Annotated in this window: 18 protein-coding genes; 2 read left to right on the plus strand and 16 right to left on the minus strand. The window is 69.4% G+C overall.

Annotated features, from left to right (window positions below; translation table 11 throughout):
- Positions 1 to 13: 13 nt before the first annotated feature.
- Positions 14 to 1,666 carry an allophanate hydrolase gene (gene atzF, locus CLM62_RS27935; protein WP_095752763.1) on the plus strand — a complete coding sequence of 551 codons (1,653 nt, stop codon included), beginning with the start codon at positions 14 to 16 and terminating at the stop codon, positions 1,664 to 1,666.
- 100 nt (positions 1,667 to 1,766) lie between these two features.
- On the opposite strand, the gene CLM62_RS27940 is transcribed toward atzF, so the two are convergent.
- The 11 genes from CLM62_RS27940 to CLM62_RS27990 all read right to left on the minus strand — a co-directional run bounded on the left by CLM62_RS27940 (position 1,767) and on the right by CLM62_RS27990 (position 13,308).
- Positions 1,767 to 4,625 carry an RNA helicase gene (locus CLM62_RS27940; RefSeq protein WP_095752674.1) on the minus strand — a complete coding sequence of 953 codons (2,859 nt, stop codon included), beginning with the start codon at positions 4,623 to 4,625 and terminating at the stop codon, positions 1,767 to 1,769.
- Positions 4,626 to 4,761: 136 nt separating this feature from the next.
- Entirely contained in the window at positions 4,762 to 5,709 is a 948-nt protein-coding gene (gene tatC, locus CLM62_RS27945; RefSeq protein ID WP_179382254.1) for a twin-arginine translocase subunit TatC, read from the minus strand.
- Between the two features lie 47 nt (positions 5,710 to 5,756).
- Positions 5,757 to 6,047 carry a Sec-independent protein translocase subunit TatA gene (gene tatA, locus CLM62_RS27950; protein WP_095752676.1) on the minus strand — a complete coding sequence of 97 codons (291 nt, stop codon included), beginning with the start codon at positions 6,045 to 6,047 and terminating at the stop codon, positions 5,757 to 5,759.
- Positions 6,048 to 6,308: 261 nt separating this feature from the next.
- A complete protein-coding gene (locus tag CLM62_RS27955; protein WP_095752677.1) occupies positions 6,309 to 6,503 on the minus strand; it encodes a hypothetical protein in 195 nt (64 codons plus the stop codon).
- Between the two features lie 72 nt (positions 6,504 to 6,575).
- Positions 6,576 to 6,869 (minus strand): hypothetical protein, encoded by a 294-nt coding sequence (locus CLM62_RS27960; RefSeq protein WP_095752678.1) that lies wholly within the window; start codon positions 6,867 to 6,869, stop codon positions 6,576 to 6,578.
- A gap of 71 nt (positions 6,870 to 6,940) precedes the next feature.
- On the minus strand, positions 6,941 to 7,984 hold the full coding sequence (locus CLM62_RS27965) for a YafY family protein (RefSeq protein ID WP_095752679.1): 1,044 nt from the start codon (positions 7,982 to 7,984) through the stop codon (positions 6,941 to 6,943).
- A gap of 14 nt (positions 7,985 to 7,998) precedes the next feature.
- Complete coding sequence (locus CLM62_RS27970; protein ID WP_095752680.1) at positions 7,999 to 8,952, minus strand: YafY family protein; 954 nt, start codon at positions 8,950 to 8,952, stop codon at positions 7,999 to 8,001.
- 128 nt (positions 8,953 to 9,080) lie between these two features.
- Complete coding sequence (locus CLM62_RS27975; RefSeq protein WP_030053355.1) at positions 9,081 to 9,452, minus strand: FKBP-type peptidyl-prolyl cis-trans isomerase; 372 nt, start codon at positions 9,450 to 9,452, stop codon at positions 9,081 to 9,083.
- 87 nt (positions 9,453 to 9,539) lie between these two features.
- Entirely contained in the window at positions 9,540 to 10,547 is a 1,008-nt protein-coding gene (locus tag CLM62_RS27980) for an FKBP-type peptidyl-prolyl cis-trans isomerase (RefSeq protein WP_095752681.1), read from the minus strand.
- Positions 10,548 to 10,677: 130 nt separating this feature from the next.
- Positions 10,678 to 12,039, minus strand: coding sequence for a Pup--protein ligase (gene pafA / locus CLM62_RS27985; protein ID WP_028801611.1), 1,362 nt, complete (start codon positions 12,037 to 12,039; stop codon positions 10,678 to 10,680).
- A gap of 9 nt (positions 12,040 to 12,048) precedes the next feature.
- Entirely contained in the window at positions 12,049 to 13,308 is a 1,260-nt protein-coding gene (locus CLM62_RS27990) for an MFS transporter (protein WP_095752682.1), read from the minus strand.
- Positions 13,309 to 13,414: 106 nt separating this feature from the next.
- Here CLM62_RS27990 and CLM62_RS27995 point away from each other — a divergent pair, with 106 nt between their 5' ends.
- On the plus strand, positions 13,415 to 14,431 hold the full coding sequence (locus CLM62_RS27995) for a LacI family DNA-binding transcriptional regulator (RefSeq protein WP_095752683.1): 1,017 nt from the start codon (positions 13,415 to 13,417) through the stop codon (positions 14,429 to 14,431).
- A 79-nt stretch (positions 14,432 to 14,510) separates the two neighbouring features.
- Here the strand turns inward: CLM62_RS27995 and prcA are convergent, their stop codons facing one another.
- From prcA to dop, 5 genes are all read right to left on the minus strand, one after another.
- Positions 14,511 to 15,248 carry a proteasome subunit alpha gene (gene prcA / locus CLM62_RS28000; protein WP_095752684.1) on the minus strand — a complete coding sequence of 246 codons (738 nt, stop codon included), beginning with the start codon at positions 15,246 to 15,248 and terminating at the stop codon, positions 14,511 to 14,513.
- Positions 15,249 to 15,308: 60 nt separating this feature from the next.
- Entirely contained in the window at positions 15,309 to 16,154 is an 846-nt protein-coding gene (gene prcB, locus CLM62_RS28005; protein ID WP_095752685.1) for a proteasome subunit beta, read from the minus strand.
- On the minus strand, positions 16,106 to 16,714 hold the full coding sequence (locus tag CLM62_RS28010; RefSeq protein ID WP_095752686.1) for an endonuclease VII domain-containing protein: 609 nt from the start codon (positions 16,712 to 16,714) through the stop codon (positions 16,106 to 16,108). Before CLM62_RS28010 ends, prcB begins: the two co-directional genes overlap by 49 nt.
- Positions 16,715 to 16,742: 28 nt before the next feature.
- On the minus strand, positions 16,743 to 16,958 hold the full coding sequence (locus CLM62_RS28015) for a ubiquitin-like protein Pup (RefSeq protein ID WP_095752687.1): 216 nt from the start codon (positions 16,956 to 16,958) through the stop codon (positions 16,743 to 16,745).
- A gap of 156 nt (positions 16,959 to 17,114) precedes the next feature.
- Positions 17,115 to 18,626 carry a depupylase/deamidase Dop gene (dop, locus tag CLM62_RS28020; RefSeq protein ID WP_303709744.1) on the minus strand — a complete coding sequence of 504 codons (1,512 nt, stop codon included), beginning with the start codon at positions 18,624 to 18,626 and terminating at the stop codon, positions 17,115 to 17,117.
- Positions 18,627 to 18,715: the final 89 nt, after the last annotated feature.

Consider the following 18,715-nt stretch of genomic DNA (forward strand, 5'->3'; position numbering starts at 1 on the left):
CCCGATGTCCAGCATGTCCCCCACCCTCTCCCGAGTCCGCGCCGCCTACGCCCGCGTCGAGGCCACAGGCCGCCCCGAGATCTGGATCGACCTGCGCCCGCAGCACGAGGTGGAGGCCGAGGCCCGCGCGATCGACGCCCGCGTGTCCTCCGGCGAGCGCCTGCCCCTCGCGGGCCGTCTGCTCGCCGCCAAGGGCAATATCGACGTGGCCGGCCTGCCCACCACCGCGGGCTGCCCGTCGTACGCCTACCACCCCGAGGCCGACGCGCCGGTGGTCGCCCGGCTCCGGGCCGCCGGGGCGATCGTCCTGGGCACCACGAACCTGGACCAGTTCGCGACGGGCCTGGTGGGCACCCGCTCGCCCTACGGCGCCGTCCGGAACGCCCACGACCCCTCCCGCATCAGCGGCGGCTCCAGCTCCGGCTCGGCCGTCGCCGTGGCACTGGGCATCGTCGACCTCGCCCTGGGCACCGACACGGCGGGCTCCGGCCGGGTCCCGGCCGCCTTCAACGGCATCGTCGGCCTCAAGCCCACCCGCGGCCTCGTCCCCGCGAGGGGCGTCGTCCCGGCCTGCGCCTCCCTCGACTGCGTGACGGTCTTCGCCCGCACCCTCCCGGAGGCCGAACAGGCACTGGCGTACATGGCGTCCCCACCCGACCGGGAGCTCCCGCCGCTTCCCCAGCGTGCACCGGGCCCATGGCGTGTAGCGGTCCCGGCGCGGGAACAACTCGGCGAACTGGACGAGGGATGGGCTCAGGCGTACGAGGCGGCGGTGGCCCAGCTGATCGCTTCAGGCGCCTCCGTCCGCGCCCTCGACCTCACGCCCTTCACCGAGGCGGCGGCGATGCTCTACGAGGGCGCGTTCGTCGCCGAGCGCTACACGGCGGTGGGTGCCTTTGTCGACAAAGAGGCAGAAGCGGGCGGCACGAGTCTCGACCCCACCGTCGCCGGCATCATCACCCGCGCCCGTGACATCCCGGCCCACCAGCTCTACGCCGACACCGACCGGCTGGCCGCCCTGCGCACCCGCGCCCTCGCCGAACTGGCCGACGCGGACGCCCTGCTGCTGCCCACCGCTCCCGGCCACCCCACCCTGGCCGAGGTGGCCGCGGACCCGTTGGGCGCCAACGCCCGCCTGGGCCGCTTCACCAACTCCACCAACCTCTTCGACCTCGCCGCGGTCGCCGTCCCGTCCGGCGAGGTGAACGGCCTGCCGTTCGGCGTGATGCTGATCGGCCCGGCATTCACGGACGACCGCCTGGCCAGGATCGCCGCGCTGCTCCAGCCGGAGACGCACTTGGCGGTGGTGGGCGCACACCTGACGGGCCAGCCGCTCAACCCCCAGCTGCTCGCCTTGGGCGCCCGCCTCGACCGTACGACCACGACGGCCCCGGTCTACCGTCTGCACGCGTTGAAGACCGACCCGCCGAAGCCGGGCCTGGTCCACGTCGGCGGGGGCGGGGCGGCGATAGAGACGGAGGTCTGGCGCCTACCGGCGGAGGGCCTGGGCCGCCTGCTGACGACCCTGCCCCGCCCGATGACGCTGGGCAGAGTGGAACTGGCGGACGGCACGAGCGTGCCGGGCTTCCTGTGCGAGCCGAGCGCACTTGGGAACGCCGAAGACATCACGGGGTACGAAAGCTGGCGTTCGTATCTGAATCGCTGAGTCGGACAACGCCGAGTAGGGGCGCGGGGCTGAGTCGATATGCGGCTCCGCCGCGTGGGCGCGACCAGCCACAGACAACTCGCACCCGCCCCCCGTACCGTCACCCCACAGACGAGTAGGCCACAACCCCCCGCAACAGCTGATCAACCGCCTTACGCGCATTCTTCGCAACCGTCGAACCCCCGGAGGACACGGGCGCCGCCGCCGAAATCTGCCCCAGCACATCGATCACCTGCTTGCACCACCGCACAAAGTCCCCCGCCGGCATCTCCGCCTCGCGCAGCACCTCGTCGAGCCCCTTCCCGGAAGCCCACATGTACGCGGCCCAGGCAAACCCGAGATCAGGCTCCCGCTGCCCGACCCCCTCGGTCTGACTGATCCGGAACTCCTCCTCCAGCGCATCCAGCCGCCCCCAGATCCGCACCATCTCCCCCAGCGCGGCCTTCGCCTTGCCCGAAGGCAACTTCGGCGCCATCGCATCGTCGCTCAGCCGCGCCTCGTACACCAACGCGGAGACGCACCCGGCGAGTTCGGCAGGACCGAGCCCCTCCCACACGCCCGCGCGCAGACACTCACTCGCCAGCAGGTCCAGCTCGCCGTACAGCCGCGCGAGCCGCTTGCCGTGCTCGGTCACCTCGTCGCCGCGCAGATAGTCCAGCTCGGTCAGCAGCGCCACGATCCGGTCGAACGTACGGGCGATGGTGTTGGTACGCCCCTCGATGCGCCGCTCCAGCTGCGAGGTGTCCCGCAGCAGCCGGTGGTAGCGCTCGGCCCAACGGGCGTGATCCTCACGGTCGTCGCAGCCGTGGCACGGATGCGCCCGGATCGCCGTGCGCAGCCGGGCGATCTCCCGGTCGTCGGCGGCCTGGGACCGCTTCTTGCGCGCCCGCTCCGGCGGAATGTGCCCGGCCTTGGTCCGCAGGGCGGACGCGAGGTCCCGACGGGACTGCGGCGACCGCGGATTGAAGGACTTCGGGATCCGCATCCGCTCGAGCGGCTCGACGGGCACCGGGAAGTCCATCGACGCGAGCCGCTTGACCTGCCGCTCCGCCGTGAGCACCAGCGGACGCGGCCCGTCGTGGGCCTCGAACCCGCGGTGCCCGTTGGACCGCCCGGCAGGCAGGCCCGGATCCAGCACCAGCGCCAGACCCGCGTACTTGCCGGTCGGGACATGGATGACGTCCCCCGGCTTGAGCTTCTCCAGCGCAACGGCCGCCTCGGCCCGCCGCTGCGCCGCCCCCTGCCGGGCCAGCTCGGTCTCCCGGTCCTTGAGCTCCCGCCGCAGCCGTGCGTACTCCTCGAAGTCGCCGAGGTGGCAGGTCATGGAGGTCTTGTAGCCCTCGAGGCCCTCCTCGTTGCGCTGCACCTGCCGCGAGATCCCGACGACCGACTTGTCGGCCTGGAACTGCGCGAACGACGTCTCCAGCAGCTCACGCGAGCGGTGCCGCCCGAACTGCTCGACGAGGTTGACCGCCATGTTGTACGACGGCTTGAAGCTGGACCGCAGCGGATAGGTGCGCGTCCCGGCCAGTCCCGCGAGGTGCTCGGGGCTCATCCCGCGCTGCCACAGCACGACCGCGTGGCCCTCGATGTCGATCCCGCGCCGGCCCGCACGCCCCGTCAGCTGCGTGTACTCGCCGGGGGTGATGTCAGCGTGCTGCTCGCCGTTCCACTTGACCAGCTTCTCCAACACCACCGACCGGGCGGGCATGTTGATGCCCAGCGCGAGGGTCTCGGTCGCGAACACGGCCTTGACCAGGCCGCGTACGAACAGCTCCTCGACGACCTCCTTGAACGTCGGCAGCATGCCCGCGTGGTGGGCGGCGATACCGCGCTCCAGGCCTTCCAGCCACTCGTAGTAACCGAGGACGTGCAGGTCCTCGGGCGGTATGGACGCCGTGCGCTCCTCGACGAGGGCGCGCACCCGGTCCCGCGCTTCTTCGTCGTTGAGTCTGAGCCCCGCGTACAGGCACTGCTGTACGGCGGCCTCGCAGGCGGCGCGGCTGAAGATGAACGTGATGGCGGGCAGCAGGCCCTCGGCGTCGAGCCGCTCGATGACTTCGGGCCGGCCGGGCGTCCACACGCGTGAGCGCTGCCGTCGTTCCCGCTCGCGGTCCGCCTCGCGCATCGCGCGGCCGCGCCTGCGGTCCTGGAACGACGGCCGGGTCGCCTCCATCCGGGCCAGCCGCGAGAGGTCGGGGTTGACGGCCTTCTTGTGGCCCTCGCCCTCCTCGAACAGGTCGTACATCCGACGGCCGGCGAGCACGTGCTGGAACAGTGGCACGGGCCGGTGCTCGGAGACGATCACCTCGGTGTCGCCGCGGACGGTGTCGAGCCAGTCGCCGAACTCCTCGGCGTTCGACACGGTGGCCGAGAGCGAGACGAGGGTGACGGACTCGGGGAGGTGGATGATCACCTCTTCCCAGACGGCTCCACGGAAGCGGTCGGAGAGGTAGTGCACCTCGTCCATGACCACGTGTCCGAGGCCGAGGAGGGTCTGGGAGCCCGCGTAGAGCATGTTCCGCAGCACCTCGGTGGTCATCACGACCACCGGGGCGTCGGGGTTGACGCTGTTGTCGCCGGTGAGCAGGCCCACCTTCGCCGTGCCGTACCTGCGGCACAGGTCGGCGTACTTCTGGTTCGACAGCGCCTTGATGGGTGTCGTGTAGAAGCACTTCTTGCCCTGCTGGAGGGCGAGGTGGACGGCGAACTCGCCGACGATCGTCTTGCCGGAGCCGGTGGGAGCGGCCACCAGGACGCCCTTGCCCGCCTCGAGTGCCTCGCAGGCCTCGATCTGGAAGGGGTCGAGGCCGAAGTCGTACATCTCGCGGAAGGAGGCGAGCGCGGTGGCCTGCTCGACAGCGCGCCTGCGTGCTGCCGCGTACCGCTCGGCCGGTGAGAGATCCTCTGTCATCGTGCTTTCGAGCGTACCGGGCCCCACTGACAACAGGACGATCATTATCCGGATCGGCACTCCGCGAACCAGGGATCCGCGCAGTTCACCGCTCTTCGCCCGGCCGCCCCTCGTATACGACGCGCGGCCGGGTGCGCCGCGTGGGCGCCCCGGCCGCGGGGGCTGTGAAGAGGGGATCCCCTCAGGTCACGTCGTCATAGCCGTTGACCCGTTCCGTGGTCGCCTGCTCGGGCAGGGCACGGCTGGCGCTGACGGTTTCGACCTCGCCGATGTCCTCGGGCGTGAGGTCCAGCTCGGAGGCCTCGTCGTCGTCGGGGCCCAGCGCCTCGCGGCGGCGCCTGCGCCGGTCGTTGATCAGTGAGAAGGCGACCGCGCCGAAGTACAGGATCCAGATCGGTCCGGCCAGCGCCAGCATGGTCAGCGGGTCCGTGCTCGGGGTCGCGACCGCCGCGAACACCGTGATGCCCATGATCATGCCGCGCCACCAGCCGAGCATCCGCTTGCCGGTGATCGCCCCGGTGAGGTTGAGGAAGACCAGCAGCAGGGGCAGCTCGAAGGAGAGGCCGAAGACGAGCACCATGCGCGTGACGAGGTCGAGCAGGTCGTCCAGCGGCAGGAGGTTGGAGGTGTTGCCCGGCGTGAAGTCGAGCAGCACCTTCGCCGTGGTGGGCAGCACCGAGTAGGCGAAGTACGCGCCGCCGATGAAGAGCGGGGCACCCGTGCCGACGAACGCGTAGGCGTACTTCTTCTCGTGCCGGTGGAGTCCGGGCGCAACGAAGGCCCACAGCTGGTAGAGCCACACCGGCGACGCCAGGACGACGCCGACCATCAACGACACCTTCAGCGCCAGCGTGAACGGCGTGAGCAGACCGTTGATGGTGATCTGGGCACACGGCTCGGTGGACTTCGACTTCGCCAGTTCCGCGAAGGTCATGTCACAGCCGACCGAGTCGAGGATCGGCTTGGTGATCAAGTTGATGATGTCGTTGTAGAAGAAGGCGGCGACGACCGTGACGGCAACGATGGCCAGCAATGCCTTCGCGAGCCGGTTGCGAAGCTCACGAAGATGCTCCGCGAGGGGCATCCGCCCCTCGGGATCCTTCTCCTCTTTGCGGGCAGACTTCAGCAACCCACGTTCCCATCTCGTGCGGCGGGCCGGAGATCACCGGCCCTGCGTCAGCGCTTGGTGGTGTCCGTCGGCTCGGTGACCGGGCGCGAGCTCGTCACGTCGCCGGGGGCTGCCTGGATCGTGCGCTGGGCCGGGGTCTGCTGGTCGTCGTGCGGCGGGGCCGCGGGAGCGGACGCGTTGTCCTGGCCCTCGGTCTTCATCGCCTTGGCCTCGCTCTTGAGGATGCGCGCGGACTTGCCGAGCGAACGCGCCATGTCCGGAAGCTTCTTCGCGCCGAACAGCAGGATGATGACGACGAGGATGAGAATGATCTCGGGGGCGCCGAGCCTTCCGAACATAAGTCTTTACCTTCTCACCGAGGCGGCTGGGGTGGGGTGCTGTCCGACCGATCGGACATGTGTCCGATCGACCGTGCTGGCAGCGATCGTAACGCTCAGGGGTAAACGTGTGGCAATCCCTGTGCGTACTCCCGGTCCGCGGTCCGGGCCTCGTTCTCCGGGCCGCGACCAGCAGCGTACCTGGCGGGGCCGTCAAGGTGACAGGGCGAAGTGGCCCAAAGCGCATCACATGCGGGACTCACAGGTCCTGTACGGCAGTTCTCACAGCGAGTCCGCAGCCCGCGCGGCGCTCATGGACGCGCGCTCCAGGTCCTCGGCGGCGCGGTTGATGCGCTGCGCGGAGTCCGTGACCTGCCTGCCCAGACGCTGCGCCTCCAGGAAGACCCGTACGGCGAGCACACCGAGAACAGCAAGACCCAGGAAACCCACAACTACCGCGAACATCGGCCAGAACATGACGCCGAGCCTAGACCGTCCGGCACATCAGTCAGTGCCAGAGGTCGTGCCAGAAGTCGTGCCAGAGGCCGTCTAGAGGGTCGAGTGCAGCCGCAGGGTGCTGACCCCGCCCCCGGTGAGCAGTTCGACGATCCGCTGGCCGGCGGGCTTGCGGACGGCCGCACCGCACTCGGGGCAGGTGAAGGAGTAGAAGGTGGTACGGCTCGTGGCGCCGATGGCGAGGCGCAGGGCGCTCGCGGCGAGTTCGAAGCGCCCCCGGCAGTCCGGGCAGCCCGCCCGGAACACCACGGGAGCCACGCTCTTCATCCCGGCGAACGCGGCGGCCACCGTCATTCCCCGCACACCAGACGTCGACGACTCGCTCAAAGCCCCTGCTCCTCTGTTTCTGGTCGTTCGCCTCCGGGGCGCGACAGCCGGTGTCGACGCGCCCCTGCTGCTCACTCGCGTCTGTCGTACGGCCGGTCGGACTGCCCGTCCTGCCCCGCGCGCACTTCGGGCACGCCCGCTGCCTCGACCCCGTCGTACGCCGCCAGCGCCTCGCGAGCCGCCTGACGGGCGCTGTCGGCGAGGTCGCGCGGCGAGACGATCCGGCCGTCGCGGCCGAGTCGCAGCGCCAGCCGCCTGAGCGACGCCGGATCCGGGGTGCGCAGAGTGATGCGCAGCCCGCCGTCCGGAAGCTCATCCGCGCTGTCGTGCGGGTAGTACTCGGCCACCCAGCGCCCGCCGGGACCGACCTCGACCACGACCTCCGGATCCTCGGCGGCGGGCTGCACCAGCCCCTCCGACAGATCCCTGAGCTCGATCTCGGGCGGCGCGGACGGTTCGTCGAGGATCTTGATCTCGGCGACCCGGTCGAGCCGGAAGGTGCGGCGCGCCTCGGAGCGGCGGCACCAGGCCTCGACGTAGGTGTGGCCGACGCTGACCAGACGGATCGGGTCGATCTCCCGTTCGGTGACCTCGTCGCGGGCGGGCGAGTAGTAGCGGATCCACAGGCGGCGCCGCTCGGCGATCGCCCGGTCGACGTCCGCGAAGACGCCGCCCTCGGACTCGAAGGTCACCGACAGCCGGGAGCTGGCCCCCGCCTGTTCGCCGGCCGCGGCCTCCACCTTGGCGGTGGCCCGCAGCAACGCCTGCCGGTCGCTCTCGCGCAGGCCGGGCAGGGTCGACACCGCGCGGGCGGCCACCAGCAGCGCGGTGGCCTCGTCGGCGGCGAGCCGCAGCGGCTCCGCGACATCGTCGGGGTTGTGCCACCAGATGCGCTCGCCGTCGGTGTCGATGTCGAGCAGATCGCCGCCGCGGAAGCTGGTGCCGCACATGGGCAGCACATCGAGGTCGGAGACCAGTTCCTCCTCGGTGATCCCGAAGGCGCGGGCCACATCCTCGACCCGGGCGCCGGGGCGCTCCTTCAGATAGGTCATCAGGGAGAGCATCCGCCGGGTCTGGTCGATGGCGTTGGTCGGCCTGGCCGGTTTTCCCACCACTTTCTTACGCCCCCTCAGCCCTTGGCCACGGCACGCAGCCGGTCCACCACGTCGGCCCGCAGCTCGGCGGGCTCCAGGACCACCACGTCCGGCCCGAACTCCACCAGCCAGGCGTCCAGGCCATGGCCGTACGGAATCTCCAACTCGTCCCAGCCGTCGCCCAGTTCCCGCACGAAGGTGGCCTTCGCCCGTAGGGGGTACCCCGCGCCCGTCCGCAGCCGGATCAGCGCGGAGCGGTCGGCGGTCTCGCCCGCCCAGCTCGCGACGGTCTCCCGCACGGTGACGACATCCGGGACCGGAGCGGTGTACCGGGTTCCGCGCGTGCGCACCTTGCCGGTGATCCGGGACAGCCGGAACACCCGCTCGGCACCCCGGTCGCGGTCGAAGCACGCGAGGTACCAGTGACCGCGCCAGCACTCCAGGGCCCACGGCTCGACGTGCCGGGGCTCGGGGCGGGCGGCGGTGGCCTTGCGATAGTCGAAGACCACCGGGCGGCGGTCGCGGCAGGCCAGCATCAGCGGCTCGAACGCGGCCTCGTGCACCGGGATGCGCGGCTCCAGGGCGCCATGCGCCTCATAGGGGTCGACGTCCTCGGGCAGCCCGGCCGCGCGCAGCTTCTGCAGGGCGCCGCTGGCCGCGCCAGCGAGCCGCGCCTGCTGCCACACCTTGGCGGCCAGGCCCAGGGCGGCGGCCTCCTCGGCGTCGAGGGTGATGGGCGGGAGGCGGTTGCTGTCGCGGCGGGCCAGGTAGCCGACCTCGCCGTCCAGGTTCTCGACGGTCTCGATCACGAGTCCGAGCTCGCGAAGATCGTCCTTGTCCCGCTCGAACATCCGGTTGAAGGAGTCGTCACTACCCGCTTCGAGGTAGGCCTCGATGGACTCACGCAGCTCGCGCTTGCTGAGCGGCCGCCGCGTCCCGAGCAGACACAGCGCCAGGTTCATCAGCCGCTCGGCCTTGGCAATGGCCATCGACGCCCTTCGCCTCCCTATGTGCTTGACGACGTTGACCGTACCGCCCCGAAGTGGCGTGGCAAAAGCCGAGGGCCCATGCCAGGACAGGCATGGGCCCCAGGTGGTCAAGACCGGTCGTACGGCGATCAGACCCCGAGGAGGTCGACCACGAAGATCAGGGTCTCGCCGGGCTTGATCGCCGGGGTCGGGCTCTGGTTGCCGTAGGCGAGGTGGGCCGGGATGGTCAGCTGGCGGCGGCCGCCGACCTTCATGCCCTGCACGCCCTGGTCCCAGCCCTTGATGACCCGGCCGCCGCCCAGCGGGAAGCGGAACGGGGTACCGCGGTTCCAGCTGGCGTCGAACTCCTCGCCGGTGCTGAAGGCGACGCCCACGTAGTGGACGGTGACGGTCTGACCCGCCTGCGCCACGGCGCCGTCGCCCTCCCAGATGTCCTTGATCTCGAGGTCCGCCGGGGGCTCGCCGCCCGGGAAGTCGATCTCGGGCTTGTCGATGCTCACGTCTTACGCTCCTGCTTGTCCGCGGAAAGGCAACAGGGACCAGTCTTGCATCCCGGCGTGATCACCGCGCGCCCGCGCCCGGGGGCGTCACATCTTCGCCAGGATGTCCACCGAGAAGACCAGCGTGGAGTCCTTCTTGATACCGCTGCCCTCCGGCGGGCTGTCGCCGTACCCCAGGTTCGGCGGGACGACGATCAGCACGCGGCTGCCGACCTTCTTGCCGGTCAGCCCCTGCGCCCAGCCCTTGACGACCTGCTGGAGCGAGAACGACGTCAGCGCCTTGCGGCCGTACGTCGAGTCGAACTCCTTGCCGGTGTCCCACAGCACGCCCTTGTACTGCACGAGCACGGTGCTGTCCGCGGCGACCTCGTCGCCGTCGCCCTCGATGACGTAGTTCGCCACCAGCTTCGTCGGCGCGTCCGACTTGGGGATCTCGATGGAGGGCGCCTTGCCGTCGGTGTTGGTGCCGACCTTCGGCACGTCGATGTTGTCCTGGGCGACGTCTGTCCCCTTGGCCGAGCTCGTCGCGTTGAACGTGTCCTGCACGTCGACGACGAAGACCAGCGTGTCGGTGCCCTTGATGCCGCCCTGCGGATTGCCCTGCGTGCCATAACCCCAGGTGGGCGGCACGGCGAACTCGACCCGGCTGCCGGTCTTCTTGCCCGCCAGCGCGTACCGCCAGCCGTCGATGATGCTGCCCGTGGAGAGCTGGATGAGCAGCGGCGTCTTGCGGTCGTAGGAGTTGTCGAAGACCTTCGCCGTGTCCCAGATCTGGCCGAGGTAGTGCGCCTGGATGTAGTCGTTCTCCGCGACGGTCTTGCCGCTGCCCGCGACGAGCGTCTTCACCGCCAGCTGCTTCGACGGGTTGCCGCTCCCCTTGGCCACCGTCGGCTTCTCGCCGAACTTCGTGCCCGCGCTGATCGCCGGCAGCGGGCCGTCGACGATCTTCGGTGGCGGCGCCGCCGTCGGGGCCGGCGCCGAGGGTGAGGGCGACGCGCTGTCGCTCGCCTTACTCGAGTCGGACCCGTCGTCGCCGCATGCGGCGAGCGTCGTCAGTCCTGCGGGTACGGCAATGAGAAGGGAGCGTCGGCGCACTGTGGGGGCCTCGTAATCAGTCGATCTTGTTGATGGAGTGCGCGCAACTCTACGGCGTGAGAAGGGCGCCGTACGTGAAACGTACGGCGCCCGTGTTGCGTTCCAGTGGTTCTTGCGGAAACGCGTTTGCTCACATTCCGGCGATCAGCTTCTCCACCCGGTCGTCCACGGAACGGAACGGGTCCTTGCACAACACCGTGCGCTGAGCCTGGTCGTTGAGCTTGAGGTGGACCCAGTCGACCGTGAAGTCACGGCGCTGTTCCTGCGCCCGCCGGATGAAGTCGCCGCGCAGCCGCGCCCGAGTGGTCTGCGGCGGCACCGACTTGCCTTCGAAGATCTTCAAGTCGTTGCAGATCCGGGCCGCTTGGCCCTTCTTCTCCAGCAGGTAGTACAGGCCGCGACGGCGGTGGATGTCGTGGTAGGCGAGGTCTATCTGCGCCACCCGCGGGTGGGACATGGTCATGTTGTGCTTGGCCCGGTACCGCTCGATGAGCTTGTACTTCATCACCCAGTCGATCTCGGTGCCGATCCGGTCGAGGTCCTCGGCCTCGATCGCGTCCAGGGTGCGGCCCCACAGCTCCAGGACCTGCTCCACGGTGCCGGTGCGGATGCCACGGCGCTCGCAGAAGTCCACGGCCTTCTCGTAGTACTCGCGCTGCACCTCCAGGGCCGAGGCCTCCCGGCCGCTGGCCAGGCGCACCTTGCGGCGGCCGGTGATGTCGTGGCTGACCTCGCGGATCGCCCGGATCGGGTTCTCCAGGGTCAGGTCCCGCATCACCGTGCCCGCCTCGATCATGCGCAGCACCAGGTCGGTGGCGCCGACCTTGAGCAGCATGGTCGTCTCGGACATGTTCGAGTCGCCCACGATGACGTGCAGGCGGCGGTAGCGCTCGGCGTCCGCGTGCGGCTCGTCGCGCGTGTTGATGATCGGCCGGGAACGGGTCGTCGCCGAGGAGACGCCCTCCCAGATGTGCTCGGCGCGCTGGCTGACGCAGTAGACGGCGCCGCGCGGGGTCTGCAGGACCTTGCCCGCGCCGCACAGCAGCTGACGCGTGACGAGGAACGGAATGAGGATGTCCGCGAGCCGGGAGAACTCGCCGTGCCGCGCCACGAGATAGTTCTCGTGGCAACCGTACGAGTTGCCCGCCGAGTCGGTGTTGTTCTTGAAGAGGTAGACGTCGCCCGCGATTCCTTCCTCGTGCAGGCGTCGTTCGGCGTCCACCAGGAGTCCTTCGAGAATGCGCTCGCCTGCTTTGTCGTGGGTGACCAGTTCGGTCACGTTGTCACATTCGGGTGTCGCGTATTCCGGATGTGAGCCCACGTCGAGATAGAGGCGGGCGCCGTTTCGCAGAAAGACATTGCTGCTACGGCCCCATGACACGACACGGCGGAAGAGGTACCGCGCCACCTCGTCAGGAGACAGGCGGCGCTGTCCCCTGAACGTGCACGTGACGCCGTACTCGTTCTCCAGCCCGAAAATGCGGCGGTCCATGAGTGAACATTACGCCCGATCCCCCGAGCTGAAACGAGGTTCGACGGCACGGTTTGGATCATTTTCCGATGAAGACGCAACCACCGCTCCCCCACCGGAAGCTGCGAGGACCCGCCCCGTGGCCAGCAGAACCAGCAACGACACGCCCCCCGCCGCGCCCGGCACGGCGAAGCCCCACAGGGCGCCACCGGCATCGACGACCGGTCCCGCCAGCCCCGTTCCGACCGAGTGGCCCACCGTGAACGTCGTCACAAGCCAGGAGAACGCCTCGGTGACCGTCCCCCTCGGCGCGTGCCGGTCGACCAGGACGAAGGCGCAGGCGATGGCGGGCGCGAGGAAGACACCCGCGAGGACCGTCAGCAACGTCATGGCGACGGCGCCCGGCATCAGCATCAGCGGCAAGTAACACACCGCCAGAAAAGCCACCAGGACCTGCAGTCGCCGCGCGGGCTCGCCGGTCCACCGCCGGGCCCCGTAGAACGTGCCGCCGACGAGCGCGCCCAGCCCCAGCGCCGCCATCAGCCAGCCGTACACCACGTCGCCGCCGTGGTCGTCCGCGTACGGCACGGACGCCACGGTGATGGAGCCGAGCGCGATGCCGACGAACAAGAACGCGCCGAGGAGCGCGAGGAGTCCGGGCGACCTGAGCGCGCCGAGCCAGTGCGCCTCGCGCGGCGCCGACCGCCACGCGCGCGAAGGCGGCGACACGACCACGGAGAGCGCGCCCAGCACCCCGATCACGTTCAGCACCAGCAGCGCCGCCTGCGCCGACCACAGCGACACGCACAGCGTCACCAGCAAGGGCCCGACGGCGAACATCACTTCCTGCGCTATGGCGTCCATGGCATACGCCGTGTGCACCTGGTCCTCCTTACGGAGGACAGAGGGCCACAGGGCCCGCAGACCGCCCTCGAGGGGCGGTGTGAAGAGCCCGGCGCCCGCCACGGCGGCGTAGGCGAACGGCAGCGGCTCCACGCCCGTGAAGGCGAAGGCGGCCATCGCCAGGGCCGACAGCACCACCGCCGGCAGCTGGACACGCGGCTGCCCGTGGAGATCCACCAGCCGCCCGAGCACCGGCTGCCCCACGGCGTTGGCGACACCGTAGACGGCCGCGAGTGCCCCGGCCAGGCTGTACGAGCCACCCTCCGCGCGCACGAACAGCACGATCGCGATCGCGGCGGTGGCGTTCGGCAGCCGCCCTATGAGCGTGCCGACGAGCAGCCGGGCGGCGTGCCTCGCCCTGAGGATCTCCAGATATCCCGCGGCCATGTCCCGCCCTCTCCGTCGCCGTGGCCCATGAGGTTTTACGTATAACGTCCCCGTCATACGTACCATGAGCGCTGTTCACCCGTCCAGACGAAAGCGCAGGCACCCGGTGGCCCGAGCCAGCACCCGCCCCACGAGCCGCGACGTCGCCCAGGCCGCCGGCGTCTCCCAGGCCGCGGTCTCCCTGGTGCTCGGCGACAAATGGCGCGGACGGGTGTCACAGGCCACCGCGGAACGCGTACGCGAAGCCGCCCGCGAACTCGGCTACCGCCCCAACCTTGCCGCCCGCAACCTCCGCCTCGGCCGCACCCGCACAGTCCTCCTCGTCGTCCCCGCCCTGACGACCGAGTTCTTCGCGGGCGTCTACACCGGCGCCGCCCGCGTCGCCGCCGACCACGGCTTCGGCGTCGTCCTCTACCCCTCCCCCGAAGGCATCGGACCCGCCCGCGACCCCTTCGCCTCCGCCCAGGCCGCCCTGGACGGCGTCATCGCCTCCTCCATGGCCGCCGACGCCCTCACCGCCATCCACGGCGACCAGCTGCCCTTGGTCATGCTGGACAGCGACCCCTCCGGAAGCCTCGGCGCAGCGACCGTCAACCTGGACATCACCGACGGAGTACGGCAGGTCGCCGAACACCTGCTCGACCTCGGCCACCGCCGCTTCCTGCACCTCGCGGCCGACGTACCGTCCTGGACCTTCGAAGTACGCGCCCGCGAACTGGCCACCCGGGTCGGCGCCGTCCCCGGCACCTCGATCCGCACAGCCCACGCACCCCTCTCCATCGAGGGCGCCCTGACCGCCGCCGAGACCGCACTCTCGGCCCCCGGCCCCCGCCCCACCGCCGTGGTCTGCGACGACGACAAACTCGCGGCCGGCGCCTACAAGGCCATCCGCCGCCTCGGCCTGCACATCCCCGACGACATCTCCGTCACCGGCCTCGACGACCTCGCCCTCGCCACCGCCATCGACCCCGAGCTGACCACCGTACGACTCGACGCCGAGCTCTTCGGCGAACGCGGCATGCACGCCCTCCTGGCCGTCCTGGAAGGCCGCCGGCCCGAGCCCGGGGACATTCCCGTCGAACTCGTCGTACGAGCCTCCACGGCCCCGCCCAGCGCCTCCTGAACCACCTGTGCCCCGGCCGAGCGACCGGCCGGGGCACACAAAGGGTGAGACAAGAAGGAACTACTCAGACAAGACGGAACTACTCCTCCTCGGAGCTCTCCGCCTCGGTGCTCGCACCACCGCTTTCCAGCAGCCGAGCGAGCTGCCGGCCGACGATGCGCTTGAACTTGCGCGACTGCGGACGCGTACGATCCAGCACCGCCACCTCCAGCCGCTCCGCGGGAATCTCCCGCTCACTGCCGTTCGTGTCACGCGACAAGGCCTGGACAGCCAGCTTGAGCGCCTCGGCCAGGCTCATGCCGTCGTGGTGGCGCTGGTCGAGGTAGCTGCTGATCTGCTCGGCATTGCCGCCGACCGCGACCGAGCCGTGCTCATCCACGATCGAACCGTCGTGCGGCAGCCGGTAGATCTGGTCGCCCTCGGGCGTCTCCCCGACCTCGGCGACGACCAACTCCACCTCGTACGGCTTCTCGGCCTGGCTGGAGAAGATCGTGCCCAGCGTCTGGGCGTAGACATTGGCGAGACCGCGGGCGGTCACGTCGTCACGGTCATAGGTGTAACCACGAAGATCGGCATACCGCACACCACCGATCCGCAGATTCTCGTACTCGTTGTACTTGCCGGCGGCCGCGAAACCGATCCGGTCATAGATCTCGCTGAACTTGTGCAGCGCACGGGACGGGTTCTCGCCGACGAAGACGATGCCGTCGGCATACTGCAGCACGACCAGGCTGCGACCACGGGCGATGCCCTTGCGGGCGTACTCCGCCCGGTCGGCCATGGCCTGCTGGGGTGAGACATAGAACGGCGTCGACACCGGTTATCCGTCCCTTTCTATCGAAGTCACAGGATCACCTTGAAAAGACCGGGCCACCGACTACAGCAGCGCGGCCCGCGGACCGTCGGGCCGCTCCAGACGACGCTCCAGGATCGAGCGGGCGATCTCGGAGGACTCGTCCTCGGTGAGCCGACGGAAGCCGTCCTCGGTGATCACGGTGACGATCGGGTAGATCCGGCGCGCGACATCGGGACCACCGGTCGCCGAGTCGTCGTCTGCCGCGTCATACAGAGCCTGCACCACCAGCATCGTGGCATCGGCCTCGGACAGGTCGTCACGGAAGAGCTTCTTCATGGCACCGCGCGCGAAGATCGAGCCGGAGCCCGTGGCCGCGAAGTGCTGCTCCTCCGAACGGCCACCCGTGACGTCGTAGGAGAAAATCCGCCCCTTCTCCCGGTCCACGTCGTACCCGGCGAAGAGCGGAACCACGGCCAAGCCCTGCATGGCCATGCCCAGGTTGGAACGGATCATGGTCGACAGCCGGTTCGCCTTGCCCTCCAGGGAGAGCTGCGCCCCCTCGACCTTCTCGAAGTGCTCCAGCTCCAGCTGGAACAGCTTGACCATCTCGACAGCCAGACCGGCGGTGCCGGCGATACCGACGGCCGAGTACTCGTCGGCCGGGAACACCTTCTCAATGTCACGCTGAGCAATGACGTTACCCATGGTGGCGCGCCGGTCACCGGCGAGCACCACCCCGCCCGGGAACGTGACGGCCACGATCGTCGTCCCGTGCGGCGCCTCGATCACTCCCTGCGTGGGGGGCAGCTGCCGGTTGCCGGGCAGCATCTCCGGCTGGTGATCGGACAGGAAGTCCATGAAGGACGACGACCCAGGCGTCAGGAAGGCAGCTGGTAGACGCCCGGTGCTACGAGTGTTGGCTTCCACGCGTTTCCTTCCAGGTAGTCGGCAGCTCGGTACGCAGCTTCGGGATCGTCCCTCAACAGGCCGAGGCCGGAATTGCAGTTGAAGCACAGTACGCCACGGACCCTACCCGTCTTGTGACAGTGATCCACATGAGCGGCGGGAGCCTTCAGGCAGATCGCACACAGCCCCATCTGAGAGGCGATCATCTCGTCACGCTCTGCTTCGGTGATGCCGTACTGGCGCCGCAGATGGTCCGCTCGGGCTTTCGATGCACGGCAGGCTTTGCAGCTGGTTGCGAAGCCGTCGGAGGCCTTCGAGTTCCGATGCCATTCACTGTGCGGCTTGATCTCAGCACAGCTCCGGCAGAACTTGTGCCCCTCGGGCGTCTCCACCCGCGGCCGGATGTTCTTCCCTTTTGCCAATTGCCGGGCCTGGTGGTACGCCGTCCAGCACTCCCGGCAGTAGGCCTGCAAGCCATCACGGGCTGACCTATTGCCAGCGAAGGCTGCCCGCGGCTTGTGATCCTTGCACCGCGAGCAGCGCTTCAGGCCTTCACTGTCGTGCAAACCCGACTCCCCCATCGACCTTCGAATCGAAGGAGAAAGCGGCCTACTGGCCACCCTTCTGAACGAAGGAGCGCACGAAATCCTCTGCGTTCTCCTCGAGGACATCGTCAATCTCGTCCAGCACCGAGTCCACGTCGTCGCTCAGCTTCTCCTGCCGCTCCTTGAGGTCCTCGGATACCTGCGCCTCGGGCGCCTCCTCGACCTCTTCGGTGTTGCGCGTCGCCTTCTGCTGTCCGCCGCCGGTGTCCTTGGTCGCCATAACCCTCACCCCGCTCGGTTCGACGTTCTTGATCAGACCCTACAAGCAGGGTCCGACATCGGCCCCGCAGTTCCCTCAACGTCCGGGGACCACCTCGATGATTCCCGGACGCCGAAGATTCCACCCTGTGGGACCGAGTCGGCCCCGAGTACCCGCTCAGCCGCCCGACAGCACCCTGACCAGGTCTTCCGCCGTGCGGCAGCGGTCCAGGAGCTCCTTGACGTGATTACGCGTTCCGCGAAGCGGTTCCAGGGTTGGAACGCGCTGCAGGGAATCCCGGCCCGGCAGGTCGAAGATCACCGAGTCCCAGGAGGCCGCGGCGACATCGTCGGCGTACTGCTCCAGGCAGCGTCCGCGGAAGTACGCGCGTGTGTCCTCTGGTGGCTTCGTACGGGCCCGCTCGACCTCTTGGTCGTCCAGCAGGCGCTTCATCCGGCCACGGGCCGCGAGACGGTTGTAGAGGCCCTTCTCGGGGCGTACGTCGGCGTACTGGAGGTCGACCAGGTGGAGCCTGGCCGCGTCCCAGTCGAGGCTGTCGCGGCGCCGGTAGCCCTCCATGAGCTCCCGCTTGGCGACCCAGTCCAGCTCGCCGGCCAGGCTCATCGGGTCCCGCTCGAGGCGGTTGAGGGTGTCCTCCCACCGCGCCAGGATGTCCTTGGTCTGGTCGTCGGCGTCCGCGCCGTACCGCTCCTCGACGTACTTGCGGGACAGCTCGAAGTACTCCATCTGCAACTGGACCGCGGTGAGTGTCCGGCCGCTGCGGAGCGTGACCTGGCGCTTGAGTGTCGGGTCGTGGGAGACCTGGTGGAGGGTGCGGACGGGCTGGTCGACGGCGAGGTCGACGGCGATGAAGCCGTCCTCGATCATGGACAGGACCAGGGCGGTCGTGCCCAGCTTGAGGTAGGTCGAGATCTCCGAGAGGTTCGCGTCGCCGATGATCACGTGCAGGCGGCGGTACTTCTCGGCGTCGGCGTGCGGCTCGTCGCGGGTGTTGATGATCGGGCGCTTGAGGGTGGTCTCGAGGCCGACCTCGACCTCGAAGTAGTCGGCGCGCTGGCTGAGCTGGAAGCCGTGCTCGTGCCCGTCCTGGCCGATGCCGACGCGGCCCGCTCCGGCGAAGACCTGGCGGGAGACGAAGAACGGCGTGAGGTGGCGCACGATGTCCGAGAAGGGGGTTTCCCGCTTCATCAGGTAGTTCTCGTGCGTGCCGTAGGACGCGCCCTTGTTGTCGGTGTTGTTCTTGTAGAGGTGGATCGGCTGGGCACCGGGGAGCTGTGCGGCCCGCTCCGCCGCCTCTGCCATGATCCGTTCGCCGGCCTTGTCCCAGAGGACGGCGTCGCGTGGGTTGGTGACCTCGGGGGCGCTGTATTCGGGGTGTGCGTGGTCGACGTAGAGCCGTGCACCGTTGGTGAGGATCACGTTGGCGAGGCCGATGTCCTCGTCGGTGAGCTGGCTGGCGTCGGCGGCCTCGCGGGCGAGGTCGAAGCCTCGCGCGTCCCGCAGCGGGTTCTCCTCCTCAAAGTCCCAGCGGGCCCGGCGGGCCCGGTGCATCGCCGCTGCGTAGGCGTTGACGATCTGGGATGAGGTGAGCATGGCATTGGCGTTGGGGTGGCCGGGGACGGAGATCCCGTACTCCGTCTCGATGCCCATTACTCGCCGTACGGTCATGCGGCCCTCCTTGCCCGGCGGCGCCCTCGGTCGGGGGCGCCGCTCAAGTACCGCTGGCGCTCCGATGCGTGTGCGGTGCCCGTCCCCGC

Origin of the sequence: Streptomyces sp. SA15 (assembly GCF_002291145.1) — a bacterium.
In the GTDB taxonomy this organism is placed as follows: Bacteria; Actinomycetota; Actinomycetes; order Streptomycetales; family Streptomycetaceae; genus Streptomyces.

Excerpts from the sequence above, each read along its gene's own strand:
- CLM62_RS27955 (WP_095752677.1), bottom strand. The coding sequence starts at position 6,503 with ATGTTCTGGCCGATGTTCGCGGTAGTTGTGGGTTTCCTGGGTCTTGCT.
- CLM62_RS28010 (WP_095752686.1), bottom strand. The coding sequence starts at position 16,714 with ATGGGGGAGTCGGGTTTGCACGACAGTGAAGGCCTGAAGCGCTGCTCG.
- tatA (WP_095752676.1), bottom strand. The coding sequence starts at position 6,047 with ATGTTCGGAAGGCTCGGCGCCCCCGAGATCATTCTCATCCTCGTCGTC.
- CLM62_RS27970 (WP_095752680.1), bottom strand. The coding sequence starts at position 8,952 with ATGGCCATTGCCAAGGCCGAGCGGCTGATGAACCTGGCGCTGTGTCTG.
- CLM62_RS27990 (WP_095752682.1), bottom strand. The coding sequence starts at position 13,308 with ATGGCCGCGGGATATCTGGAGATCCTCAGGGCGAGGCACGCCGCCCGG.
- dop (WP_303709744.1), bottom strand. The coding sequence starts at position 18,626 with ATGACCGTACGGCGAGTAATGGGCATCGAGACGGAGTACGGGATCTCC.
- pafA (WP_028801611.1), bottom strand. The coding sequence starts at position 12,039 with ATGGACCGCCGCATTTTCGGGCTGGAGAACGAGTACGGCGTCACGTGC.
- CLM62_RS27940 (WP_095752674.1), bottom strand. The coding sequence starts at position 4,625 with ATGATCGTCCTGTTGTCAGTGGGGCCCGGTACGCTCGAAAGCACGATG.
- CLM62_RS28015 (WP_095752687.1), bottom strand. The coding sequence starts at position 16,958 with ATGGCGACCAAGGACACCGGCGGCGGACAGCAGAAGGCGACGCGCAAC.
- atzF (WP_095752763.1), top strand. The coding sequence starts at position 14 with ATGTCCCCCACCCTCTCCCGAGTCCGCGCCGCCTACGCCCGCGTCGAG.